Below are 25074 nucleotides of genomic sequence, written 5' to 3' on the forward strand. Positions count from 1 at the left end.
CGCTGTCGTTCTGGATCATCAAGATCATGTCCACGACGGTGGGCGAAACAGGCGCCGACTTCCTGGCCGTCAACGCGGGCTGGGGCCAAGGCGTCACCCGCACCGTCATGGCCGTGCTGCTGGCGGCCGCGTTATTCCACCAATTGCGCACCCGCCGCTACACGCCGTGGATCTACTGGCTGACGGTCGTGCTGGTCAGCGTGGTCGGCACTCAGATCACCGATCTGCTCACCGATGGCCTGGGCGTCAGCCTCTACCTCAGCACCGCCGTGTTCGCCGTGGGGCTGGCCGCGATCTTCTTCGCTTGGCATCGCGTCGAACGCACGCTGTCCATTCACGACGTCGTGACGCGTAGACGCGAGCTCTTTTACTGGGCCGCGATCCTCTGCACGTTCGCGCTCGGCACGGCAGCAGGCGATCTCGCAACCGAGGCACTCGGCCTAGGCTTCACCTTGGGCGCCGTCGCGTTCGGCGTGTTGATCGGCGCGACCTATGCCGCCTGGCGCTTCGGGGGCAACGCCGTGCTGACCTTCTGGATCGGCTACATCCTGACCCGCCCATTCGGCGCCGCACTGGGCGATTTGCTGACCCAAGCGAAGACCTATGGCGGGCTCGGCATGGGCGCCATGTGGACGAGTGCACTGTTCCTCGCCGTGATCGTCATGCTCGTTGCCGCGGCGCAGTTCTCGATGAACGCTAGCCGCACCGCCCAAGTCGCCAAGTAATCGTCCGAACCTTTTACCTACGCCTACGAGGCCCCCCATGTCCACGCAACACGCATTCGCTCGCCCCATGCTCGCCGTATCGGCCGCTTTGCTACTGGCGCTCGCCGCCGGCTGCTCCAAATCCACCGGCGAAGGCGGCATGTCCGCCGACGCGGCCACGACGGCCCAGGCGCCTGCCGCATCGCAGGCCAACGCGGGCTCCAAGCTCGGCGATCTATCGTCGTTCCGTGCCATCGCCATCGACGTGTCGGCCATCGTGGACAAGGGTGACCTGCCCGCGGCAAAGACACGCATCAAGGATTTGGAGGTCTCGTGGGATTCCGCCGAGGCTGGGCTGAAGCCGCGCGCCGCCGCCGAGTGGCACGTTCTGGATAGGGCGATCGACGAGGCGTTGGGCGCGTTGCGTGCCGATGCGCCGAATCAGGCCGATTGCAAGGCCGCCATGGCCAATCTGCTCAAAACCTTTGATACGCTGCGGGGCTAGGCCGGGAAGAACGTCGAACGGCGATTGAATGGAGGCGGAATGCGGGTACTGCTGGTCGAAGACGATCCCATGATCGGCGATGCGGTTCAGGCAGCATTGAAGGACGCGTCCTACGCGACGGACTGGGTCAAGAACGGGCACGACGCGTTGACGACGCTCGCGTGCCAGCACTATGACCTGGTATTGCTGGACTTGGGCCTGCCCGGAAAGGATGGCTTGGAGGTGCTGGCCACCCTTCGCGCCAAGGACAACCCCGTTCCCCTCGTCATCATCACGGCACGCGACGGTTTGAATGACCGCTTGCGAGGCCTGGACGGCGGCGCCGACGATTACGTGCTCAAGCCGTTCGAAATGGCGGAGCTGCTCGCCCGGATGCGCGCGGTGTTGCGGCGTAAGGCAGGCAACGCGGCACCCATTCTCAGCAACGGCGTGGTATCGCTCGATCCCGTCACGAAAGAAGCCGGCATCAACGGCGGCGCTCCGGTTCAACTGTCGAACCGCGAATTTGCGCTGCTGCAGGCGCTGCTCGTTCGGCCAGGCGCCATTCTCTCTCGCAGCGAGCTCGAGGATCGGATCTACGGCTGGGGAGAGGAAGTCGAAAGCAATGCGGTCGAATTTCTGATTCACGCGCTGCGGCGCAAGCTCGGCAGCGACATCATCAAAAACGTCAGGGGCGTTGGATGGATGGTTTCAAAAAGCGCTTGAACGAGTCGGTTCAGCTGAAGCTGTCCGTCACGTTGTCCGTGGCGATTCTGGTCGTGGCGGTGGTGGCGGGGGTATTCTCGTTTCTGTCGGCCTTCGACGAGGCGCATGAGCTGCAGGACGATGTCTTGCGCCAGGTGGCGCAGCTCGTGGATTGGCAACGGTTACCGTCGTTCCCTTCGGTTGCCGATGGCCGCGTCAAAGACGGCGATGAAGAGGCGCGCGTGATCGTCCAACGCTTGGGTGACGGCGATTCGTCCACGATCGGCGTGGATAGTGGCGGGCCGCTCAAGTTGCCGCCGACGCTGGCCGATGGTCTGCATTCGCTCGATGTCGGCGGCGAGGCGTTCCGCGTGCTCGTCAGGACAACGGCTGTGGGAGAGCGCATCGCGGTGGCGCAGGAATCGAGCTTCCGCAACGAGATCGCCCGCGATGGTGCGTTTCGCACTGTGATGCCTTTTCTGATCCTCGTGCCGGTTTTGCTGCTCGTCGTCGCCGATCTCGTGCGCAAGATGTTTCGGCCTATCGCGGCTGTGTCGGCGGAAATCGATGAGCGCGCCGAGCAGGAGCTGCATCCTATCGATGATGGTGCGCTTCCCATGGAAGTTCGGCCATTTGCCGTGGCGATCAATCGGTTGCTTGGCCGCGTGGCGCAAGCGATGGACGCTCAGCGCCGCTTCGTCGCCGATGCGGCGCACGAACTGCGCTCGCCGCTGACTGCGCTGTCGCTGCAAGCGGAGCGGCTGCAGGATGCTCAGATGTCCGTCCCGGCGCGCGAGCGGCTGGCTGTGCTGCGTCAAGGGATCGAACGAGGCCGAAACCTGCTCGATCAACTGCTTAAGCTGGCTAAGGCGCAGTCCGTTGCCGAGTCGGCGACGTCGCCGGTCTCGCTCCAAGGTGTCTTTCGCCGGGTGCTCGAGGACCTGATGCCGTTGGCCGAGGCGAAGCGCATCGACATTGGAAGCGAGGGCGAGCAAGACGCGCAGGTGTGGGGCGGCGAATTGGACATGATTGCCTTGGTGAAGAACCTAGTCGATAACGCGATCCGCTATACGCCGGTGGGTGGTCGAGTCGATCTCTCCGTGAGCACGGTGGAGGGTAGGGCTGCGTTATGTATCGAGGATACGGGCCCGGGCATCGCGGTTTCCGAGCGCGAGCGCGTTTTCGATCCGTTCTATCGCACGCTGGGCAGCGAGCAGATCGGCTCGGGGCTCGGGCTTTCGATCGTGAAGGCGATCTCCGATCGGATCGGCGCCGAGATTCGATTGGGGTTTTCCGATGAGGTGAAGCGAAGTGGGTTGAGGGTGACGGTGTTGTTTCCGAAGATGGCGTCGGTTTCGGTCCATACTGACCACAAGCCCGATTAGGGGAGCCGTGCCTGGAGGGCGATAACATGGCCGGGTGAATCAACATGGCCGTGTTATTTCCCCATCGCCATGCTCCGAAACACGAGGGGCCTTTCATCGCCGCCCGCCGCCTGCCGCGCAAACGCGACAACCCGCTCGACCTCCCCGTGATGCGGCGACTTCGCGCAAACAGGATCGGCCGCACGCGCATCGCCCGTCAGCAGGTAAGCCTGGCACCGGCATCCGCCGTGATCCGTCGCTCGTTCGTCGCAACTGCGGCACGGCTCGCGCATCCAACGTTCTCCGCGAAACGCATTGAAGGCCTCGCTTTCGTACCAAATCGTCGAGAGTGGCATCGCTCGCACGTTCGGCAAATCGAGCCCCGGCAGCGATCGCGCCGCATGGCACGGTAACGCTGCCCCATCAGGTGCCACGCCGAGAAACACGGAGCCCCACCCGTTCATGCACGCCTTCGGCCGCTGCTCGAAGTAATCGGGCACGACGAACAAGATCCGGCAGCGTTCCCCCACACGAGATCGATATCGATTGACCACGTCCTCGGCCTCGCGCAGCGCTTCCTGAGTAGGCATCAATTGCTCGCGATTGAGTAGCGCCCATCCGTAGTACTGCGTGTTGGCCAGCTCGAGATACTCGGCGCCGATCTCGAGCGCCATCTCGATGATCTGCGCAACGTGCGGCAGGTTGTATCGATGCAGCACGCAGTTGAGCACCATCGGATAGCCATGCGCTTTGATCAAGTGCGCGACTTTGCGTTTGAGATCGAACGTGCGCGTACTCGACAGAAAATCGTTGAGCTCGCGCGTGGAGTCCTGAAACGAGAGTTGTATGTGATCGAGTCCAGCCTGCTTCAAAGCGGCAATGCGCGCTTCGTTGAGCCCAACGCCCGACGTGATGAGGTTCGTATAGAAACCCAAACCGCGCGCGTGCGCGACGAGCGTTTCGAGATCGTCCCGAACGAGCGGCTCGCCGCCGGAAAAACCGATCTGCACGGCGCCCAACGCGCGCGCTTCGGCAATCACGCGCAGCCATGCCTCAGTGTCGAGCTCGCGCCCGTGACTCGAAAAATCCACCGGGTTATAGCAAAACGCGCAATGAAGCGGGCACCGGTAGGTGAGCTCGGCCAGCAGCCAAAGCGGCGCCGATACCGGGGCAGAGGCGGCGGTATCCGAAGCGACGGAATCAGAAGCCGTTGAAGCATCGAGCGCGTTCATCAATCCACCCATCCGCGCTGCCGCGCATGATCGAGAAACCGGTAGACGTCCGGGGCAAGATCCTGCGCGTTGAACAGCGCCTCGAGCTCGGCGATGATCTCATCGAGCTCGCGCGTGCCGTCGCACCGCACGAGTATCTGTCCCGCGCTGGGATTCAGTTTCACCATCCCCTCGGGATAGAGCAGCACATAAGCGTCCTGCTTCGCTTCCCATTGCAGCCTGTAGACGGGACGAAGTCGCGGACGCAACGGCGCGCCGCTCACGGCGTTGGTGTAGTCCATCACGAGTAGGCCTTTTCGACGGCGTCGAGCATCGACCACAAGATATCGAGCTTGAACTGGAGAATGTCGAGCGCGCGCTGCTGCGCGGCGCGCGTCCGGAAATAGTCGAGCGTGACGGCCAACCCGTGCTCCACGTCGCGCGCCGCAAGCGGGATCCGGCTCCGAAAATAGTGGAGGCCCTTCTGATCGATCCAAGGATAGAGAGAGGGCCATCCCGAAAGCCGATCTTTGTGGATCTGCGGCGCGAACATCTCGGTGAGCGAGGAGCAGACGGCTTCCTGCCACGGCACGCGCCGCGCGAAATTGACATAGGCATCGACGGCGAATCGCACGCCCGGCACGACGTGCTCGAGCGACCACAGTTCGTCGCGCGTGAGCCCCACCGCGTCGGCGAGGTGCGCCCACGATTCGATGCCGCCGGCGTCTTGGCCGTAGCCGTCATGATCGAGGATGCGCTGGATCCAGAGGCGCCGCGTCTCGCGATCGTCGCAGTTCGAGAGAATCGCCGCGTCCTTCAGCGGGATGTTGATTTGATAGTAGAAGCGGTTCGCCACCCAGCCGCGGATTTCATCGGGCGTGCACTGGCCGCTGTTCAGGCGCACGTTGAACGGATGATGGATGTGATAGCGCTTGCCGAGGGCGCGCAGATTCGCCTCGAATTCGTCGCGGGGCCAGGGCGAATCGCTCGTCTGTGCCGTGCGTGCGGCTGTCGTGGCTGTCGTGGGTGTCGCGTTCAAGGCTGCACCTGAAGGGAGAGTTGCATTCCGTCTTCCGCGATCTCGATGCCATGTTCACGCACGATCGCGTGAGCATCGGAGGCCGGATCCAGAATCGGATTCGTGTTGTTGATGTGAATGAGGACCTTGCGCGTCGTGCTCGGCAGCGTATCGAGCAACGCGATCATGCCGGGCGTTCCATTCGTCGCGCATTGCGCAAGGTGTCCCATGTCGGTGGCGCGTTTGCTCGAAAGGCCAAGCTCGATCATTTCGCTGTCGGTCCAGAACGTGCCGTCCACGAGGACGAGCTGCGCCGATTTCATCGCGGCCATGATCGCGTCCGATGCTTGCGCGAGGCCCGGCGCATAGAAAGCGCGCGCACCTGTTTCGATGTTTTCGATCAGCAGGGCGATGTTGTCGCCGGCGACGGGCGCATGGCGATGCGGCGAGTACGGCGGGGCGGCGCTTTCGATGGCGATCGCCGTGAAGCGCACGCCGGCCAGCGGCGCGATGCGAAAGGATTCGCCTGGAACGATGGGATGCTGCTCGACCCCGCAGTAATGACCGAGCAACGGAATGAGCGGGAAGGTGCTCGACAAGTCGCCGAGCACGGGGCGTGTGGCATAGAGCGGCAACTTGCTCGTGCGCTCGCGCAGCATCAAGAGCCCCGTCACGTGATCGATCTGCGCATCGCAGAGCATGACGGCCGCAATGCCGCTATCGCGCAGCGAGCGCGCTGGCTGCAGCTCGGGATGCGCGCGCAGTTGCGCCAGCAAATCGGGCGATGCATTGATGAGCACCCAATCGACGCCGTTCTCGCTGACCGCAATCGACGATTGCGTGCGAGGCGTGATTCCGCCCGTGAAGGCGCGCGCCCTCGAACAGTTGGCGCAATTGCAATTCCACTGGGGTAGTCCGCCGCCAGCGCCGGAGCCGAGCACCTTGATCAACATGGGCATGCCCTCTCGATGCGGCCGCGCGGGAGCGGAGTCGAAGGCGTCCCGCGCGGCGCGTTAGCCGCGCGTCAGCGGTTCGCGATGTACATCGTGATTTCGAAACCGAAACGAAGATCGGTGTAGGCGGGCGTAGTCCATTGCATGGCTTTCTCCTGGATTGGATCGAACGGGATGTTGATGCCGAGTCACCGCGGTTGCTTTTCGTGCGGCTGCCCGATTAGTAGCAAGGGCTATGCCGATCACGGGGCGTTGGGCGGTAGCGGCATAACGGTAGCGGCAGAAATGGGCGGAAGGGCCGAATGGCCGGACCGGTATGCGCAGCGAAAAGGAGACGCGGCATGCCGGGGCAGAATCGGCAAGCAAGCGAACGAGCGGGGGTGGGCTCGCTGCAAAGTTGGCGCGAAACGGACTACGGAGTTCGAAAGCGGCGCACCACGGAGCGCGCAGCGAGACACTCGGTGTTTCAATCGGCGACGCACTGTCGCAAATTGCGACACCGAACGTCCGGAGCAGGAAGCCGGAAGCCGGAAGCAGGAAGCAGGAAGCAGGAAGCAGCGAGGAGCAAGCCGCAAGCAGCGAAAGCAAGAGCGAGAGCGAAGCCGCCTGCGCCCGCGCTGCCGGAAAAACGCCTCAGTCCTGATCGTCGCGCTTCGAGGGCGCAGCCTGAGTCATCTTGCGGTAGAGCGTGGCGCGCGACACCCCAAGCGCGCGCGCAGCGGCCGAGACGTTGCCGCCGCACTGGGCGAGCGTGGCGGCGATCGCTTGCGCCGCCACATCCTGAAGCCGCGTGCCTTGCTGAGAAGGTAAAGCGCAAGGCGCTTCCGCGGCTACGGCTGCAGGACCCGCGGCCTGCGGCTGCGTCTCGCTCTTTCGCAGGTCGTCGAAGAAGTCGTCGGGCAGATGTTCGCAACGGATCTCGCCGTCGTCATCGACCATGGCGGCGGCGGTCCGCAGCAGATTGCCGAGCTGTCGGAAGTTGCCGGGCCACGTGCAACGCTCGAATAGACGCATGACGTCCGATGCGATCGTCAGGCATTGGCCATCGGCGCCCCTCAGCGCCTCGCGCTCGAGCATCTTGCCGATGACGACGGCGAGATCCTTGCGCTCGCGCAATGGCGGCAGCTTCACGATGAGCCCGTTCAAGCGGTAATAGAGATCGTCGCGGAAGCGATTCTGCGCGATCATCTCGCGCAGGTCGCGGTGCGTGGCGCAGACGATGGCGATGTCGACGGGTATCGTCTTCGTCGATCCGAGCGGGTTGACGACGCGCTCTTGCAGCACGCGCAGCAGCCGCACCTGCAACGGATAGGGCATGTCGCCGATTTCATCGAGAAACAGCGTACCGCCGTGGGCTTGCACGATCTTGCCGACGGCACCCTTGCGCCGTGCGCCGGTGAAGGCGCCTTCCTCGTAGCCGAAGAGCTCCGATTCGATCAGCGTTTCGGGAATCGAGGCGCAGTTCACGGCCACGAATGGCCCGGAGCGCCGTGGCGATTCGTTGTGGATCGCCTGCGCGAGCAACTCTTTCCCGGTGCCCGTCTCGCCGGTGATCAGCAGCGGAATGTCCTTGCCGATCACCTTGCGCACTTTCGCGATCACGGTCGAAACTTGCGGGTCGCCCGTATCGAGTTGATCCAGGCGCAAGGTGCGCAGGCTGCTGCGCGGGCTTTGCGCCGGACATGGTTGAGCCTGTGCGCCCATCTCGCGGCGCGCCTCGGTTTGCCAGCCACCCGAGGTCAGCAGCGCACGCCTGAACGTGACGCTTGCGCAAACGACGGCGCCGTTATGAAGGTTCAGCGAAAGAATCGGGTCTCGGCTCGTGCGCAGGCGGTCGACGAGCTCGGCGCTCGTCGTGCCGAACAGCGACGAGAGCGTGTGGGCGCGCAGCGCGGCGAGCGGCATGCCCAATTGGAACTGAGCGCTGCGGTTCGCCGAGAGGAAGCGCCCGTCTCCGGTAAAGGCCGCAATGCCCTCCATCAACGTGCCGAGAAATTCGGGGCGGCTGTGGAAGGCCACTTGCAGCGTATCGCGGAACGTGGCGGCGAACAGGTGATTCTCGATCATCTGCACGGACATCTTGGCGAGCGCCATCGTGTGCTGATGGTAGCTGCGGTAGTCGCCCGTCACGTCGAGCACGCCGACGAGATCGCCGTACGGATCGAGGATCGGCACGCTCGAGCAAGTCAGGAAGTGATTCGCCGCGAGAAAATGCTGATCGCCGTGAACGACGGTGGGGCTGCGTTCGGCGAGCGCCGTGCCGATCGCGTTCGTGCCTTGCCGATCTTCGGACCACTGTGCGCCGGGGCGCAACGCAACCTTCTCCGCGCGGGCGAGGAAGTCGTCGTCGCCAATCGAATGGAGGATGAGTCCTTGCGCATCGGTCAGCACCACCATGCTTTCGGTGTTGACGATCTGCTCGCGCAGCGTCTCCATGACGGGCATCGCGTGCGCACAGAGAATGCGGTTCTGCTCGACTTTCAGCGCGAGCTCGGAGGCGGGCAAGATGTCGTAGTCGGGCCGGGCATTCGTTGCGAGCCCGTAGCCCTCCGAGCGTTCATGCGCTTTTTGGATACACGGGATAGGCCAACTCGACTCGCCACCCGCCACCGCATGCGCGGGGCGATGAACGACGTTGCGCATTGTCTCCTCCTGATCGTGCGCCGGCCCGCGGCTCAGGCGCTTTTGACTCCGGGAAGAGCAAAAACTGCGCCAGTTCGCAACCATCGCGCGACACCCTCGTGTCACGAGCGTGAGCGAGAGGGCGTCGATCCAATACGATGACGCCCGCATGCCTGTGCGAACATCAGGGTTATCCCGAGCGGTCGAGGCGACTACGCGCGGCTTTGATCTCGCGCAATGTTAGTCCCATGCGTACCGAAGCCCGAGCCATGCGCCTCGGAGTGCGCCTGGTCCGACGAATTCGATTTCACGTTGCTACCCTCGCGCGTATCACCGCGGCATATGCACCCATCGTGAGACTCGCGCGTGCCGGCGGGAACACTTGCCAGGCGCCGTCGCCATGACGGAAGAAGTGCAGCGAGATAGGCCCTTTTGGTCCGTCGATCTCCACGCGCACGCCCTGTCTTCCGCTAGCGCTGCCCGTGAGCCGCGTGACGCGCACGGACGCCGCCGACGTGGGCGCAAGCCATTTCTCCACCGCCATCCTGAGCTGTCTCATGGCCTCCTCCATCGCGCAATATCGCCGCTCGGCGTTTTGCGCCTAGTCGTGCGAGAAGCGTGCCAATGCTTGCTCGATGGCCGCCGGCATCGAACGCCCGCGCGGCCAGGACGGCCTGACGTGCGATAGAGGGCGGCGCGAATGTCTCACGGCGAACACGGTGTTTTGTTTTGCGACACAGCCAACGTCGAAGGTGTTTCAGCTTTGAACGGCCCGTCTTCATGGGCGCATCGAGCGCGATCACCGCGTCTCGCACGCGCAGGAGCGGCCATCGGCGCTTCGTGCGCTGCCGCGCCGTCAATGGCACACCCTTTGCGTTCAGCGTGGCCCGCGGCCGTTGCTCGCTCATCGTGTCCTCACCGTCACCCGAGTCGCGCCGCGAAAAATACAGGTCGACACAGGAGACACACATGAATCGCAGTTTCGCTTCGGTCCAGTGGCGCCGCGCGCTCGCAGCATGCGCGCTCGCCGTCATCGGCCTTTCGCCGCAACGTTCGAACGCAGCCGGCGACTACCCGCCGGTCACCTATGAACGGCTCTCGAACGCGCAGAGCGATCCCGGCTGGCTCACCTACTACCGCACCTACGACGGGCAATCGCATTCGCCCGCGAAGCAAATCGATACGTCGAACGTCAAGCGCCTCGCGCTCGCTTGGAGCTACAAGTTTCCGGCCGATCTTCAGCAAGGCTTCGAGGCCACGCCGATCGTCAACGGCGGCTATTTGTTCGTGAGTACGCCGAAGGACAACGTCTACGCGTTCGATGCGGCCACGGGCAAGCCGCTCTGGAAGTACGAGCCGAACCTCGGACCCGAAGCGTTCAAGAACGCATGCTGCGACGTCGTGAATCGCGGCGTGGCCCTTTACGGCAAGAACGTCTATATCGCGATGCTCGACGGCGAGATCGTCGCGCTCGATGCGCGCTCGGGCAACGTCGCGTGGAAGAAGCGGATGTTCGATCCCGGCACGGGCTACGCGTTCTCGCTGGCCCCGCTCGCACTCGACGGCGCGATCGTCGTCGGCAATTCGGGCGGCGAGTACGGCGCGCGCGGCTTCATCGCCGCGCTCGATCCGGCCAACGGCAACTTGCTCTGGAAGCGCACGACGATCCCGGATGCTAAGGAGAAGGGCGGCGACACCTGGCCCGACGGCATGCAGGCGCACGGCGGCGGCGCATCGTGGCTGACAGGCACAGTCGATCCGGCGACGAAGACGCTGTTCTGGGGCGTCGGCAATCCCGGCCCGTGGCTCGCGAAGCTGCGGCCCGGCAACAACCTCTATTCGGATTCGCTGCTCGCGCTCGATCCGAAGACGGGCGACATCAAATGGCACTACCAGTACACGAGCAACGACACATGGGACTACGACGGCGTGAACACGCCGATCCTCGCGAGCATCAAGCATGGTGGCAAGGACTATGACGCGATCATCCACGCCGATCGCAACGGCTTCTTCCATGCGATCGATCGCGCAACGGGCAAGCTCATCTACGCCAATCCGTTCGTGAAGGCGACGTCGGTGACCGGCTACGCGCCGGATGGCAGCCCGATCGAGGATGCGTCGAAGTATCCGGCCGTCGGCACGACGATCCGCACCTGCCCGAGCTTTCTCGGCGGCAAGAACTGGTGGTCCGTCTCGTACGATCCTGCCAAGCATCTCGCCTTCGTGCCGACGCTGCATGCGTGCATGACGCTCTCGGGCAAATCGGTCAGCTACATGGAAGGCCTGCCTTATCTCGGGGAAGGCTTCGAGATCCAGCCGGAGCCCGGCAGCAAAGGCTATGGCGAGCTGCAGGCGATCGACGTCGATACGGGAAAGAAGGTCTGGAGCCACTGGACCAAGATGCCATGGAATGGCGGCGTGGCCAGCACGGCCGGAGGGCTCGCGTTCAGCGGTTCGCTCGACGGTCATCTCTACGCTTTCGACGAGGCCACGGGCAGGGTGCTCTGGCAGAGCCCTAAGCTCGCGAGCGGCATCGTCGCGCAACCGTCCGTCTTCGAAGCGAACGGGCAGGAGTATGTCGCCGTGCTCGCGGGCTACGGCGGCGCGAATCCGATCTGGGGCGGCCCGATGGCGAAGATCGCCGACAAAGTGCCGCGCGGCGGAACGCTCTATGTGTTCGCGCTGCATCACGGTTGATTGGAGAGTATCGACGATCATGAAAACCCCTCGTTACCCCTATGCGGCGGCCGCAATGGCCGTCGCCGGATTCGGATTCGTCCTCGCTTCGCCTGCGGCCGTGGCGGCTCCGATTCACGTTTGCACGTTTCCCGGCAGCCCGTCTGCCGCACTCGACAAGGCCGTGGCGCAAGAGGCGTTCAAGACGGCCGGCATCGCGGCCACGATCGTCGCCGAAGGTATCCCCGGCGGCGACGACGACGGCGTCTCCGTGAAGGAGTTGCGCCGAACGCTCGGCCACGGCTGCGATGCGATCGCGGGTTTTCCCCGCTCGTCCGTTGCCGATGCGGCGAGCAGCGCGATGCGGTTCTCGCGCGGCTATTTGCGGGCGGACTACGTCAGCGTCAGCGCCGAGGCCGGCGCACGGGAGCGCGGCGGAGCCGAGCGCGAGGTCGTCGCCGCAACGTACGGAAGTCCTTCGCAGCTAATCGCGGTTCAGGAGCAGCACGCGCGCTTCGATCTCGAGAACACGCCGGAGTTGACGGTCGATGCGGTTGCAAGCGGCCGCGCGATGCGCGCGATCGTCTGGTATCCGGCCGTCGTCGCGTATCGGCGCGCGCATGCGGGGCAGCACTTCGACGTGCGCAAGACGCGCTCGCCGTATTCGGGCTGGCAACTCGTCTTCGCTTTCGATCCGGGCGCAAAGGCATTGCAGCGGAGCGTCGATGGCGCACTCGCTGCGATGGCCGCCGATGGACGATTGGCGGCACTGACGCAACCGTGGACGCTGCCCGCATCGATCCGGTCAGCGCGAGCCGCGCCCGCGCAATTCGCCTACTTGGATGGACGCGCGTTCACCCAGCGGCGCGGCACATTGCGCGATGCGGCCTATTCGGCGCACGAGCTCGGGCGCATCGTCAAGGTATCGGCTGCACCCGCCCCCGCACCCACTCGCGATGCCCCTTCGTTCGACAACAAGCAGGTCGCGCACGGCAAGCGCTTGTACGGTAGCGCTTGCGCCAAGTGTCACGGCGCGAACATGCAGGGCGTCACGGCACCGGCGCTGAGCGGGCCCGCCTTCGCGCCCGCGAGCGGTTCGCATTTGACGATCGGCGGCATCTACACCTACATGTCGACGAACATGCCGGCCGATCGCCCCGGCAAGCTCAAGGACGACGAGTACGCCGCGATCATGGCGTACTTGCTCAATGCGAACGGGTACGCGCCCGGCAACGAAAAAATGACGGCGGACAGCGCGCGCAGTTCCGCCACGTTGCTCAATGCCGGCCCGCTCGGCGCCGCTCATGCGGGGATAGGCGCGGCCGCCGCGAAGTGAGCGCTTAGTGGCGAAGCGCGTGAATGCAGGAGCGCGTGAATGCATGAACGCGGGAGCGCAGGCGCACAGGAGCGCGCGGGCCACGAGCGAGTGACTCGCGCGCAATGACGATACGTAGTCAGTGCACGCTTCGCTGATCGCCATGCGATTTATTCGAGGTGTCTTAAATTGCGACACCCGCTGCAAAACAAAAACGAGAACTGTGCCGAAACAAAACAGTGCGAGCACGGCTGGATGCCGAAATCAGCAGATTTTCAAGGCTTTCAGCGTGGCATGCATGTTGCCTCATGCAGCCGGCAGCCGAACCACGCTGTAACGCTCAATGCCAGCACTACGCGATCGAATCGAAAGGAGACATGCGATGGACCCGTTTGACCTGAAGCAACTCGGCCTGGATATCGAATTCCCTTACCGCAAGCAATACGACAACTACATCGGCGGCAAATGGGTTCCTCCCGTCGGCGGCAATTACTTCGAGAACGTCTCGCCGATCAACGGCAAGCCGTTCTGCCGCATTCCGCGTTCGAGCGGCGAGGATATCGAGCTCGCGATCGATGCCGCGCATGCTGCGCGCCGCAAGTGGGGCAAGACCTCGACGACGGAGCGCGGCAATCTGCTGCTCGCCGTGGCGGACCGCATGGAGAAGAACCTGAAGCTGCTCGCCGTGGCGGAGACGATCGACAACGGCAAGCCGCTGCGCGAGACGATGGCCGCCGATCTTCCGCTCGCCGTCGATCACTTCCGCTATTTTGCGGGCTGCATCCGCGCGCAAGAAGGCGGAATCTCGGAGATCGACGACAACACGGTGGCCTATCATTTCCACGAGCCGATGGGCGTCGTCGGCCAGATCATTCCATGGAATTTCCCGCTGCTGATGGCAGCGTGGAAGCTCGCGCCCGCGCTGGCGGCCGGCTGCTGCGTCGTGATGAAACCGGCCGAGCAGACGCCGGCTTCCGTGCTCGTCCTCATGGAGCTCATCGGCGACTTGTTTCCGGCCGGCGTCATCAACATCGTCAATGGTTTCGGGAAAGAAGCGGGCGAAGCGTTGGCGACGAGCTCCCGGCTCGCGAAGCTGGCCTTTACGGGCTCGACACCGGTCGGCAAGCGCATCTTGCACGCCGCGGCGGACAACTTGATCCCGAGCACGGTCGAGCTCGGCGGCAAGAGCCCGAACATCTTCTTCGCCGACGTGCTCGATCAGGATGACGCATACCTCGACAAAGCGCTCGAAGGCCTCGCGATGTTCGCGTTGAACCAAGGCGAAGTCTGTACGTGCCCGTCGCGCGTGCTGATCCAGGAATCGATCTACGAGCGCTTCATCGAGAAAGCGATCGAGCGCGTCGGCAGAATCAAGGCCGGCCATCCGCTCGATCCGCAGACGATGATCGGCGCGCAGGCCTCGCAGCAGCAGCTCGACAAGATCCTGTCGTACATCGACATCGGCCGCGGCGAAGGCGCGCAGTGCCTGACCGGCGGTGCGCGCACGGCACCGCTCGCCGAGCTCGGCGACGGCTTCTACGTTCAGCCGACGATGCTGCTGGGCAACAACAAGATGCGCGTCTTCCAGGAAGAAATCTTCGGGCCCGTCGCATCGGTGATGACGTTCAAGGACGAGCAAGAGGCGATCGAACTGGCCAACGATACGTTCTACGGTCTCGGCGCCGGCGTCTGGACGCGCAACGGCACGCGCGCCTATCGGATGGGCCGTGAAATCGAGGCGGGCCGTGTTTGGACGAACTGCTATCACCTCTATCCGGCGCATGCCGCGTTCGGTGGCTACAAGCAATCGGGCATCGGCCGCGAGACGCATAAGAAAGCGCTCGAGAACTATCAGCAGACCAAGTGCCTGCTCGTCAGCTATCAAGCCGAGGCGCTAGGGTTCTTCTGATCGTGACCGGATCGCTGCCGCGGTAGCGGCAGCGGCAGGCCGGCCGCTGGCCCGCGCGCCGCAGTGGAATGCGGTGCTCGGCCGGCGATCCATACCGACACCCCCGTAGGATCGACGGTGAACGTCTCGACTTGCGCCTCCCGCAGCGCCGACTCGCCGATCCACACGTCGAATTGCCCGCCGGCTGCCTCGATGCAAGCGTAGCGCTCGCCGTTGCGCAGGTCGATCGCACGAACCTTCGCTTTGAACGAGCCGGGCCCGGCACCCGGGCGGATCGCGCGCGAAGCGACTCGCCACATCACGGCGCGGCCCGCCTCGATGGATCGATTCGCCGTCTCGAGCATCAAACCGTCGTGCACTTCCACGCGTCCCGAACCGTGCATCACCCCGGCGCCCACGTTGCGAAGGCCGAGCAATTCGGCCACGCGCAGGCTCGCGGGTTCTGCGAACACCTGCTCGGTCGGGCCAGCCTGGAGCATCCGGCCTTGATCGATGACGAGCAACTCGTCAGCTAGCAGCGCGGCTTCGTCGGGATCGTGCGTCACGAGAATCGTCACGGCGGAGATCTCGCGTTGCAGCTCGCGCAGCGACTGCCGAAGGCGGCGCCGCCGTGGCGTATCGAGTGCGGAAAACGGCTCGTCGAACAAAAGCAGGTGACTATGACGCGTCAGCGCCCGCGCGAGCGCGACGCGCTGACGCTGGCCGAACGAAAGCTGATGCGGCAGGCGGCTCAGCAGCGGCGCAAGCCCCAAGTGCTCGGTCCAGTACCGCGCGCTCGCGGCGTCGGCATCGATCGGAAACGCAAGTTGCTCCCGCACCGTCATGTGCGGAAACAACCCATAGTCTTGCGGCATGTAACCGATTTGCCGCCGTTCGGGTTCGAGCCCGCCAAGTTCCCGCCGGCCCAGCTCCACGCTTCCCGCTTCGTTGCGCTCGAGGCCCGCGATCAAGCGTAGTGCCAGCGATTTGCCGGAGCCAGAGGGGCCGATGATGGCGAGGCGTCTCGTCGAAGGCGCCCATTGCAGCGCCAATTCGAACGTGCCGAGCCGCTTGTTCAACTGGACGGCGAGGCGGACATCGTTCGCTTCGCCCTGCCTGAGCGGCGCGGGAGCGAGCGCGGGCTCGGCGGCAGGGTTGGCCGGCTCGTGCGTGGCGTCGTACCGTGCATGCGGGCGGCGGGCCGAGAGCCCCGCACAGGCGATCGCGATCGCCAATGTCGGCAGCAGCAGCGGCATCATGGCCGGCAAGCCTTGCCCGCCGAAAAGCACATACGTGTAAACCGGCAGCGAATAGGGGTGATAGGCGACCATCACCGTCGCACCGAATTCGCCGAACGCGCGCAGCCAAGTCAGCGCGAGCCCGGCGCGAATGCCGGGCCATGCCGCGGGCAGCACCACGCGTAGAAACCGGCTCATCGCATGGTGGCCGAGCGTGGCCGCAACGTCTTCGTAGACAGGGTCGACGGCCGCGAACGAAGAGCGTGCGGCCACGATCAGGAACGGCGCGGCGACGAACGTCTCGGCAATGACGATGCCCGCGAACGAGTCCGTCAGCGCGCCGTTCAGCGCGCGTCCGATCGCGCTATACGGCCCGACGAGGAACAGCAGCAGCACGCCGCTCGTCAACGGCGGCAGCGCGAGCGGCAATTGCACGACGAAGCCGAGGACAGCCATGGCGCGCGACGACGAGCGCGCGAGCCAGTAGCCGAGCGGCACGCCCGTGAGCAAGACGATGAGTGCCGCCACGCTGGCGCTTGCAATGGACACGCCGATGGCGGACGCCGTCGAGCGCCAGTCGACGCTCGCCCAATCCACGTGCGCGACTTGCGGAGCGCTTGCGATGAACGGCAGGCACAGATAAACCGCGAGCAGGATGGCGAGCGGCAGAAGGGGCCGCGCAACGCTTCGTTTCATCGGCTCGAATCGAACGCCGTTTTCAGCGCGGCGGGGACGGCTTGCGTGTCACCGCTGATCTCCGGCGTGACCAGATCGACGCCATGAGCCTTCAGCAAATCGCGCCCTTGCGCGCTCATCAGGAAATCGACGAATTTCGCCGCGCCGGGCGCATTCGGCGCATCGGCGAGCACCGTCACCGTGTAATTGGCTTGGATTTTGAGTTCGGAGGCAGGCTGAATGGCGGGGATATTCAGATCCGACGTTTCCGTGGAATAGAAGAACCCGGCATCGAGTTGCCCCGACTGCAGGCGGCCGACGAGCGTTTCCTCAGGCAAGACCTGCTCGGGATTGCCGGGTTTGCCGAGCGTTTTCGCAACCAAGTCGGGCTTGCCGTACAGCGCCGCCGCCCGGCTTACGAGCTCGAGCGTGAACATCCCTTTCGGATCGAGCTTCGGATCGGTGCGGCCGATGCGGATACCGGGCGTTTCCAGCACTTCGTCCCAGCGCTTGGTCCGGAAATCCTGGGCGAAGCGGCTCTTCGCGTTGTAGCCGATCAAGAGCGGCGATTTGGCGAACGTCGCGTACCACGTTACTTGGTTGCCGCCCGCCGCGCCCATCAGGGCATCGTTGACCTTCGGGCTCGCGCTGATGAAGACGTCGCCGCGGCGCAGCTTCGCCTTGATCTCGTTTGCGATCTTCTTCGATCCCGCGGCATAGCCCTCGAAGCGCAAGCCCGTCTGCTTTTCGAAGGCGGGGCCGATGGCACGCTCCATCACGTTCACGAGCGAGCCGGCATAGAGCACCTTGACGGTGCCTTCGTCCGCCAGGCTGCTTTGCGAGGCAACGAGCCCCGCCAACATCGCCATGCCGACGACGATCCTGCGCAACATACAGGTCTCCTTTGCGTTATAGAGTCTCGTATATTACGCCTGCTCGGAGGCGAATTATCGACGGGGGATACGGGGCGCTCCGAATTTCCGGTATCGGCGTTCCCATAAGGTGATAGCGAGCAGGCCGTTTTATCTCGCCGTTTGTTCGGCTACACTTGTTCACCCCAGCCGAAACGCCTGCTCGCCATGGCGCACCTTTTCTTCGCTGCCGCGATCCAACGGCACATCCCGATGCCTGAGCGCGACGTGCCGGCGCGCTCGGTCGACGAGGCGCTGTCCATCGCCTTTGCCGAGGAGCCCCGCCTGCGCGGCTATATCCTCGACGATCAGGGCGGCTTGCGCCGGCATTTGTCCGTCTTCATCGATGGCCGGCCGCTACGCGATCGCCGTCGATTGTCGGATGCCGTCGAAACCGATAGTCGCATTTACGTCGTGCAAGCGCTTTCGGGCGGCTGAGACCAGGCTGATACCGGCTGATACTCCGCAACGCATCGCAGGCGCCTTATCGCAAGACCCCGTCCTAAGCCAATGCCGTAGCCAATACCGTAGCCAACACCGCAAGCCCATATCGCAGTCAGATCGAATACAACGGAGACACGACCGTGAACGACAAGCGCTTGATCGTCGGCACCCGCAAAGGGTTGTTCGTTTTCGAACGGGACGACGCGAATGCGCGCCGTTGGCGGCAGGTTGCTATCCACTTCATGGGCGAACCCGTGACATCGGCACTCGCCGATCCGCGCGACGGCACGCTTTACGCGGCGCTCAATCTCGGTCACTTCGGCGTGAAATTGCATCGCCTGCCTGCCGGTGCGAGCGAGTGGGAGCCCTGCGCGGTGCCGGTCTATCCGCAGCAGCGCGTCGCCCAGGCGGCGGCGGGCGCTTCCGGCTCGGCTGATCCGGCCGACGGATCGGCAGCCGCGGCCGCGCAGGCTGCGCGCGATGCGAGCCGCTCGGACGATGGCGAGCCGCTATGGTCCCTCGAGCAGATTTGGACGCTCGAGCCGGGCGGTGCCGACGAACCGGGCACGCTTTGGGCCGGCACGATTCCGGGAGGGCTGTTTCGCTCCGACGATCGCGGGGACACCTGGACCCTGATGCGCGCGCTCTGGGACCGGCCCGAGCGGCGCGAATGGGGCGGTGGCGGTTACGATCACGCGGGCATTCACTCGGTGCTCGTCGACCCGCGCGATAGCCGTCATGTGACGATCGCCGTTTCCTCGGGCGGGGTCTGGCAAACGTTCGACGGCGGCGATAGCTGGCGCCCCACGTCGAAGGGCATGGAAGCCGACTACATGCCGCCCGAGCGCCGATTCGACGCGAACGTGCAGGACCCGCACCGCGTCGTTCAATGCCTAGCCGCCCCGGAAAAACTGTGGACGCAGCATCATTGCGCGATCTTTCGCTCGACCGACGGCGGCGCGCAATGGACGCGCATCGAAGCGCAGCCGTCGAATTTCGGCTTCGCCGTAGTGGTTCATCCGCAAGACCCCGACACGGCGTGGTTCGTGCCTGCGGTGAAGGATGCTTGCCGAATGCCTGTCGATGGGAAGTTCGTCGTCACGCGCACGCGCGACGGTGGGCGCACGTTCGAGCAACTGTCCGAAGGCTTGCCGCAGCCGCCCGCCTACGATTTGGTCTATCGGCACGGCCTGACGATCGATGCGACGGGCACCCGGCTCGCCATGGGATCGACGACGGGCGGGCTATGGGCTTCCGACGACGCGGGCGAGCACTGGCAAGCGATTTCGGCACATCTCCCGCCTATCTATCACGTAGGCTTTGCCGGCGCCTGACATCGGACGCAGCTGCGCTACCCATCGTCCGCGCGCATTGCCGGTTCAGCGGCGATGCGATGCGATGCGAGCGCTCAGCGCGCCTTGAGTTTCCACAAGGCGTCGAGTACATGCTGCGTGGCGCGCTCGATCTCCCCGGCCCGATGGGCAATGCCGAGCTCGCGCCATAGCGCCGGCCGCAGGGAGCGCATGGCGATGCGCGAATCCGATTGCGCGGCGCCCGCTTCGTGCGGCAACAGCGTCGCGCCATAGCCGGCGGCGACCAGGCTCTTGATCGCATCGTTGAAATTCAGCTCGATCCGCGCCGTGGGCCGATAGCCTGCTTGCGCGAACCACTCCGACGTGAGCCGCGACAGCCGCGTTTTGGCGTCGTTCAGGATCAGCGGCTGGGCGGCGAGCCACGCGGGCGTGACGCGGGCGGGCGGCGTCCAATCGGCGGGCAGAAAGGCCATGACCGGGTCTCGGCGCCATGGCCGGATCGACAGCCCTGGCGTGGCCGATTGCGGCAGCGCCACGAGCCCGACGTCGAGCGTGCCTTGCGCGATGCGCGCGAGCGTTTCTTGCGATGTGAGCACGGCGATCTGCACGTCGATCTCGGGGTGATGGTCGCGCAATTGAGCAATCGCCTGCGGCAACAGATGCGCGATCGCACCCGTCGAGGCACCTAGGCGCACGCGGCTCGCCAACCCTTGCACTTGCCGGCTGACGTCCTCGAGTGCCGACTCGACTTCTCCGAGCAGCCGCCGCGCACGCGCCACCAACGCTTCCCCGATCGGCGACGGCCGCACGTTGCCGCGCTGGCGCGACAGCAGCGGCGCGCCGATCCGGCTCTCCAGCTCGGCGATATGCAGGCTCACGGTGGGCGGTGCCAGATGCAACAGCTGCGCCGCGGCCGCGAACGATCCGTAGTCTGCGATGGCAACGAGCGTGCGCAGGCGGTCGAGGCTGATCTCTCGCATCGGAGGCTCCCTTCAACGACATTCAGAAAAGATGAATCCAACCTTCATGAAATTCAACTTTTACGATTCTACGAGCGAGCGCACGATACGTCTTCCTATCTGACGATCGAAAAGGAGGACGATCCTCATGCGTTTCCCGACGGTTTTCATCGACGGCGATCAAGGCACCACCGGGCTGCAGATTCATGACCGTCTGCGCGGCCGGACGGATCTGCGGCTCGTCACGCTGCCGCCCGACGAGCGCAAGGACGCCGCGCGGCGAGCGCAGGCGATCAACGAATGCGACGTCGCGATTCTCTGTTTGCCCGATGCGGCCGCGCGCGAGGCGGTCGGCTTCATCCGCAATTCCGACGTGCGCGTGATCGATGCGAGTTCCGCGCATCGCACGCAGCCGGGATGGGTATATGGATTGCCGGAGCTGGCCGAAGGGCAGGCGCGTGACATCGCGCGTGCGCGGCGCGTGACGAATCCCGGTTGCTATCCGACGGGCGCCATTGCGCTGCTGCGGCCGCTCGTCGAAGCGCGTTTGCTGCCGCGCGACTATCCCGTGACCATTCATGCGATCTCGGGCTACTCGGGCGGCGGGCGGTCGGCCATAGACGAATTCGAATCGAACGAGGCGGCGGTCGCCGCGCCGTTCAAGGTCTACGGCCTTGCGCTCGAGCACAAGCACACGCCGGAGATTCAACTGCATGCGGGCCTCGCGCACCGGCCGTTCTTCGTGCCCGCGTATGGCGCCTACCGGCAGGGCATCGTGCTGACGGTGCCGATCGAGCTGAGGCTGCTCGCGCCGGGCGTCGATGGCGAACGGCTGCATGCGTGTCTTGCCGCGCATTATGCCGGGGCGCGTTACGTCGAGGTCATGCCGCTTGCGGACGCTCGCGCGATGGCGCATCTCGATCCGCAAGCGTTGAATGGAACGAATGACTTGCGGCTGAGCGTGTTCGCGAACGCGGAGCGGGGGCAGGTCCTGCTGTCCGCCGTGTTCGACAACCTAGGAAAAGGCGCGTCCGGCGCGGCGGTGCAGAACTTGGACTTGATGCTCGCGCATTGACGCAGTCGCCCGATGCCCGCTCGTGCCTCAGCGAAAATCGTCGGACGCGATCGCAAGCCGCCGCATCTTGTCATAGAGCGTCTTCTTCGGCAGCCCTAAGCGTTCGCACGCGAGCGACGCCCGGCCCTGGCACGCGCGCAGCGCTTCTTCGATCAGATGCCGCTCGAACCGATTCACCTGTTCTTCGAGCGTGCGCGGTGTCGCGCCGATCGACTCGGCCTCGTCGCCGACATCGGCAAGCAAGCCCAGCGTGAACCGCTCGGCGACATTGCGAAGCTCGCGCACGTTGCCGGGCCAACTGCGCGACATCAGGGCATGCATCTGCTCCGTACTCGGTGCGTCGGGCACCGGGCGGCCGTACCGTGCCGACGCTTGCAGCACGAAATGCTCGAACAGCAGCGGGATGTCCTCGCGCCGCTCGCGCAGCGGCGGCACCTCGAGCACGACGACGCCGAGGCGGTAATAGAGGTCGTCGCGAAACCGCTGCTCGCGCGACAGGGCGAGCAAATCGGCCTTCGTGCCCGCGACGATCCGGCAATTCATCGGCAGCAATTCGTTCGACCCGACGCGCTCGAATGCGCGCTCCTGCAATACGCGCAGGAATTTCGCTTGCAGCGACATCTGCATCGTCTCGATCTCGTCGAGAAAGAGCGTGCCGCCGTCGGCATGCTCGACCTTGCCGACGCGGCGCTTGAGCGCCCCCGTGAACGAACCGGCTTCGTGGCCGAATACCTCGCTCTCGAACAGCATCTCGGGAATGCCGGCGCAATTGATGGCCGCGAAGTTCGCATTGCGGCGGCGGCCGGCCTCGTGCAGACAGCGCGCGACGACTTCCTTGCCCGCGCCCGTTTCGCCGAGCACGAGCACGTTCGTATCCGTATCCGCGAGATCGAGAATCACGCGGCGCAGCCGGTCGATCGCCGGCGACTGGCCGAGCAGCTTCGCTTCGATCCGGTCCCGGCCGCTCACCTGGCGCCGCAGCGTGTCGAGCTCCAGCGTCAGGTGGCGCTTGTCGAGGGCGCGTTGCGCGACGTCGGCCAGATGCTCCGACGAGAACGGCTTTTCGATGAAATCGTAGGCGCCGCGCTTCATGGCCTCGACGGCCATCGCGATGTCGCCGTGGCCCGTAACGAGGATGACGGGCAACGCCGCATCGAGCGCTCGCACCTGTTCGAGCACCGCGAAGCCGTCGATGCCGGGGAGCCGCACGTCGGTCACGACGACACCCGGAAAGCCGAGGCGAATCTGACGCAAAGCCGGCTCCGCACGTTCGAACGCCTGCACTTCGATGCCGCGCAACTGCAAGGCTTGGACGCCGCCGAGCCGCACGGCCGGTTCGTCCTCGATCAACAGTACCTTGAGCGGTTCCTGTGCGTCGCGTTCGTCCATCATCGTTCCTTGTCCTTGCCTTCGTTGCCGGGGCGGTTCGTTTCGGTTTGCGTGGGCGCAGCGGTCTCGTCCCCGTCATCGTCCCCCTGCTCTTGCGTGCGCACGCGGCGCAAGCGCAACCTGAACGATGCGCCGCCGTCCGCGGGGACGTCGTCGGCCTTCAGCGTGCCGCCGAGTTCACGCACGATGGCCGCGGAAATGGCGAGTCCGAGCCCGAGCCCGGCACCGGGCGGCTTCGTCGTGAAAAACGGCTCGAACAGCCGCGCACGGACCGTCTCGGCAATGCCGGGGCCCGTATCGGCCACGACGATCTCGACGAATGCGTCGTCGGCCTCATCGGCCCGCACGCTGATGGAAAGCCGTCTCACCGTGCGCCCGAGCATCGCATCGAGTGCGTTGGCGAAGAGGTTGACGAGCACTTGCTCGAGCCGATTGGCGTCGGCCAATACGAGGAGCTCGCGCTGCTCGCCCTGTTCGCCCTGTTCGCCTCGGTCGCCGCAGGCCGAGGCCTGCGCCTCGAGCGCAGGGCGGATGACCTCCACCTCTTCCTTGCGCAAGCGCAGTCCGACCAGAAACAGCGCGTTCGCCAGCGCGCGCTCGACGGGCACGGGCGTAAGCTCGGCCGGCCCCTTGCGCGAGAAGCGGCGCAGCTCGGCCGTGATCTTGCCCATCCGGTCGATCAGCCCGCCGATCACGCGCAGATTGTTCTCGGTCTCGTCGGGACGCCCGCGTTGGAGGAACAGCATGGCGTTGTCGGAGAGCGTGCGCAAGGCGGCGAGCGGCTGGTTGAGCTCGTGCGTGATGCCCGCCGACATTTGCCCGATGAGCGCCATCTTGCCGGCTTGCACGAGCTCCTCCAGCGTGGATTTGAGCGTCGCCTCGGTGCGCTTGTGCTCGGCGATCTCGCTGCGCAGGCTCTTGTTCGCTCGCGCGAGCGCGCCCGTGCGCCGGGCGACTTTGCGTTCGAGCTCGTCGTTCATGCGCTCGAGCGTTTCGCGCATGGCGAGCCGTTGCGCAATGACCTTTCGGCGTTGAATGACGTAGAGCGTTCCGATCGTCGCGAGCGCAAGGCCCAAGGCGGCGACGAGCGCGGCGTAGCGCGCGCTCTTGCGGGCCGGCGCGATATCGGTCAGCGACATGATGCGCCAACCGGTGCCCGACACGGTGCGGCTGACGACGACGAAATCGGTCCGACGCTTGCCGCTCGCGCCGGACTCGAACGGGTTCGGCGTCGATACGGTATCGATCTCGGCGTTCGGTGCAAGCCGGCGGCGCACGACGAGCCCGATTTCTTCGAGCGCGTCGGGGCCTTCGTATTGCCGCTTCGTGTCGATGCGGGCGCGGGCCGCAGCCGAGAGCGGGTGCAGCGTGTGGTACTTCCAGCCGGGGAACGACGTGAGGAACACGACGCCGTTCGTGTCGGCGACGAGCACGGTTTCATCGCCGCGCTTCCACAGCGCTTCGATCGGATCGAGACTGATCTTGGTGGCGACCACACCGAGTTCGCGTCCGCCCGCGCCGATGCGCGCCGCGTAGAAGTAGCCGGGCAGGCGGCTCGTCGAGCCCAGCCCGTAAAAGCGCCCGGTGCCGCTGTGCAGCGCGTCGATGAAGTAGGGGCGGTACGAGAAATTCTGGCCGACGAAGCTGATCGGCTGATTCCAATTGCTGGCGGCGAGCGTGGTCCCGTGCAGATCGAGCACATAGATCGCCGCCGCTTGCGAGTCGGTCGTGACTTCCGCGAGGTATTCGTTGACGCGCGAGATCAGCGCTCGATCGGTCGGATGCCGCAGCAGATCGGCGATGTCGGGGTTCAAGCTGAGCAGGGCCGGCAGGTAATCGTAGCGGGTAAGCTCGCCCTTGAGCGTGCTTTCGTCGACGTCGAGCCGGTGTGCGGCGCGCTCGATGATCGCGTTCGTCTCGGCGCGTTCCGCGTAGCGATAAGCTGCCCATGCGCCGGCCGCGACCAGCGCGGCGAACGCGAGCGCCTTCGCGGCCTGCGAGGCGTGGGGGAGGTGCGAGGCGAGGCGTGCGGGCCAACGCAGCAGGCGCGGCGTTGGCGCGCGCTGCTCGAGTGGATTCATGGGAGGCGCTTCGAGCGGACGGGTGGCTGCGGCAAGCGCGCAGTTTAAC

Annotated in this window: 22 protein-coding genes; 10 read left to right on the top strand and 12 right to left on the bottom strand. The window is 65.1% G+C overall.

Annotation, left to right across the window (positions count from 1 at the left end):
- The first annotated feature begins 2 nt into the window (after positions 1-2).
- The 4 genes from ACTHNZ_RS19395 to ACTHNZ_RS19410 are packed head-to-tail and all read left to right on the top strand — an operon-like array spanning position 3 to position 3278.
- Positions 3-725: a COG4705 family protein gene (locus ACTHNZ_RS19395; RefSeq protein ID WP_440544192.1), complete on the top strand. Its 723-nt coding sequence runs from the start codon at positions 3-5 to the stop codon at positions 723-725.
- Between the two features lie 37 nt (positions 726-762).
- Entirely contained in the window at positions 763-1209 is a 447-nt protein-coding gene (locus ACTHNZ_RS19400) for a hypothetical protein (protein WP_440544193.1), read from the top strand.
- 39 nt (positions 1210-1248) lie between these two features.
- The gene (locus ACTHNZ_RS19405; RefSeq protein ID WP_440544194.1) at positions 1249-1914 is read left to right on the top strand and encodes a response regulator transcription factor; all 666 of its coding nucleotides are present in this window, start codon (positions 1249-1251) and stop codon (positions 1912-1914) included.
- A complete protein-coding gene (locus tag ACTHNZ_RS19410; protein WP_440544195.1) occupies positions 1890-3278 on the top strand; it encodes a sensor histidine kinase in 1389 nt (462 codons plus the stop codon). The genes ACTHNZ_RS19405 and ACTHNZ_RS19410 overlap by 25 nt, the downstream gene beginning before the upstream one ends.
- A gap of 53 nt (positions 3279-3331) precedes the next feature.
- On the opposite strand, the gene pqqE is transcribed toward ACTHNZ_RS19410, so the two are convergent.
- The 7 genes from pqqE to ACTHNZ_RS19445 all read right to left on the bottom strand — a co-directional run bounded on the left by pqqE (position 3332) and on the right by ACTHNZ_RS19445 (position 9620).
- Complete coding sequence (gene pqqE, locus ACTHNZ_RS19415; RefSeq protein WP_440544196.1) at positions 3332-4489, bottom strand: pyrroloquinoline quinone biosynthesis protein PqqE; 1158 nt, start codon at positions 4487-4489, stop codon at positions 3332-3334.
- A complete protein-coding gene (pqqD, locus tag ACTHNZ_RS19420; protein ID WP_440544197.1) occupies positions 4489-4770 on the bottom strand; it encodes a pyrroloquinoline quinone biosynthesis peptide chaperone PqqD in 282 nt (93 codons plus the stop codon). Before pqqD ends, pqqE begins: the two co-directional genes overlap by 1 nt.
- Positions 4770-5507, bottom strand: a complete 738-nt coding sequence (gene pqqC / locus ACTHNZ_RS19425; RefSeq protein ID WP_440544198.1) for a pyrroloquinoline-quinone synthase PqqC — start codon at positions 5505-5507, stop codon at positions 4770-4772. Before pqqC ends, pqqD begins: the two co-directional genes overlap by 1 nt.
- Entirely contained in the window at positions 5504-6439 is a 936-nt protein-coding gene (gene pqqB, locus ACTHNZ_RS19430; RefSeq protein ID WP_440544235.1) for a pyrroloquinoline quinone biosynthesis protein PqqB, read from the bottom strand. The genes pqqC and pqqB overlap by 4 nt, the downstream gene beginning before the upstream one ends.
- Before the next feature lie 71 nt (positions 6440-6510).
- The gene (gene pqqA / locus ACTHNZ_RS19435) at positions 6511-6585 is read right to left on the bottom strand and encodes a pyrroloquinoline quinone precursor peptide PqqA (RefSeq protein WP_006410019.1); all 75 of its coding nucleotides are present in this window, start codon (positions 6583-6585) and stop codon (positions 6511-6513) included.
- Between the two features lie 487 nt (positions 6586-7072).
- On the bottom strand, positions 7073-9082 hold the full coding sequence (locus ACTHNZ_RS19440) for a sigma-54-dependent Fis family transcriptional regulator (protein WP_440544199.1): 2010 nt from the start codon (positions 9080-9082) through the stop codon (positions 7073-7075).
- A 286-nt stretch (positions 9083-9368) separates the two neighbouring features.
- Positions 9369-9620, bottom strand: a complete 252-nt coding sequence (locus ACTHNZ_RS19445; RefSeq protein WP_440544200.1) for a hypothetical protein — start codon at positions 9618-9620, stop codon at positions 9369-9371.
- Between the two features lie 410 nt (positions 9621-10030).
- Between ACTHNZ_RS19445 and ACTHNZ_RS19450 the strand changes: the two genes are divergently transcribed.
- From ACTHNZ_RS19450 to ACTHNZ_RS19460, 3 genes are all read left to right on the top strand, one after another.
- Positions 10031-11758: a methanol/ethanol family PQQ-dependent dehydrogenase gene (locus ACTHNZ_RS19450; RefSeq protein ID WP_440544201.1), complete on the top strand. Its 1728-nt coding sequence runs from the start codon at positions 10031-10033 to the stop codon at positions 11756-11758.
- A gap of 19 nt (positions 11759-11777) precedes the next feature.
- On the top strand, positions 11778-13073 hold the full coding sequence (locus ACTHNZ_RS19455) for a c-type cytochrome (protein WP_440544202.1): 1296 nt from the start codon (positions 11778-11780) through the stop codon (positions 13071-13073).
- 361 nt (positions 13074-13434) lie between these two features.
- Entirely contained in the window at positions 13435-14961 is a 1527-nt protein-coding gene (locus ACTHNZ_RS19460; protein ID WP_440544204.1) for an aldehyde dehydrogenase family protein, read from the top strand.
- Here ACTHNZ_RS19460 and ACTHNZ_RS19465 read toward each other — a convergent pair.
- Entirely contained in the window at positions 14934-16874 is a 1941-nt protein-coding gene (locus ACTHNZ_RS19465; protein ID WP_440544205.1) for an ABC transporter ATP-binding protein/permease, read from the bottom strand. The genes ACTHNZ_RS19460 and ACTHNZ_RS19465 overlap by 28 nt on opposite strands.
- Positions 16871-17746, bottom strand: coding sequence for an extracellular solute-binding protein (locus tag ACTHNZ_RS19470; RefSeq protein WP_440544206.1), 876 nt, complete (start codon positions 17744-17746; stop codon positions 16871-16873). Before ACTHNZ_RS19470 ends, ACTHNZ_RS19465 begins: the two co-directional genes overlap by 4 nt.
- A 186-nt stretch (positions 17747-17932) precedes the next feature.
- On the opposite strand from ACTHNZ_RS19470, the gene ACTHNZ_RS19475 reads away from it, so the two are divergent.
- Together ACTHNZ_RS19475 and ACTHNZ_RS19480 are read left to right on the top strand one after the other, a co-directional pair.
- A complete protein-coding gene (locus ACTHNZ_RS19475; RefSeq protein ID WP_440544207.1) occupies positions 17933-18202 on the top strand; it encodes a MoaD/ThiS family protein in 270 nt (89 codons plus the stop codon).
- A 146-nt stretch (positions 18203-18348) separates the two neighbouring features.
- Positions 18349-19542: a WD40/YVTN/BNR-like repeat-containing protein gene (locus ACTHNZ_RS19480; RefSeq protein WP_440544208.1), complete on the top strand. Its 1194-nt coding sequence runs from the start codon at positions 18349-18351 to the stop codon at positions 19540-19542.
- Positions 19543-19616: 74 nt separating this feature from the next.
- On the opposite strand, the gene ACTHNZ_RS19485 is transcribed toward ACTHNZ_RS19480, so the two are convergent.
- Positions 19617-20501: a LysR substrate-binding domain-containing protein gene (locus ACTHNZ_RS19485; RefSeq protein WP_440544209.1), complete on the bottom strand. Its 885-nt coding sequence runs from the start codon at positions 20499-20501 to the stop codon at positions 19617-19619.
- A gap of 127 nt (positions 20502-20628) precedes the next feature.
- Between ACTHNZ_RS19485 and argC the strand changes: the two genes are divergently transcribed.
- Positions 20629-21555, top strand: a complete 927-nt coding sequence (argC, locus tag ACTHNZ_RS19490) for an N-acetyl-gamma-glutamyl-phosphate reductase (RefSeq protein ID WP_440544210.1) — start codon at positions 20629-20631, stop codon at positions 21553-21555.
- Between the two features lie 27 nt (positions 21556-21582).
- On the opposite strand, the gene ACTHNZ_RS19495 is transcribed toward argC, so the two are convergent.
- Positions 21583-22947, bottom strand: a complete 1365-nt coding sequence (locus tag ACTHNZ_RS19495) for a sigma-54-dependent transcriptional regulator (protein ID WP_440544211.1) — start codon at positions 22945-22947, stop codon at positions 21583-21585.
- Complete coding sequence (locus ACTHNZ_RS19500) at positions 22944-25025, bottom strand: ATP-binding protein (protein WP_440544212.1); 2082 nt, start codon at positions 25023-25025, stop codon at positions 22944-22946. The genes ACTHNZ_RS19495 and ACTHNZ_RS19500 overlap by 4 nt, the downstream gene beginning before the upstream one ends.
- Between the last annotated feature and the right edge of the window lie 49 nt (positions 25026-25074).

Origin of the sequence: Trinickia sp. (genome assembly GCF_051953955.1) — a bacterium.
In the GTDB taxonomy this organism is placed as follows: domain Bacteria; phylum Pseudomonadota; class Gammaproteobacteria; order Burkholderiales; family Burkholderiaceae; genus Trinickia.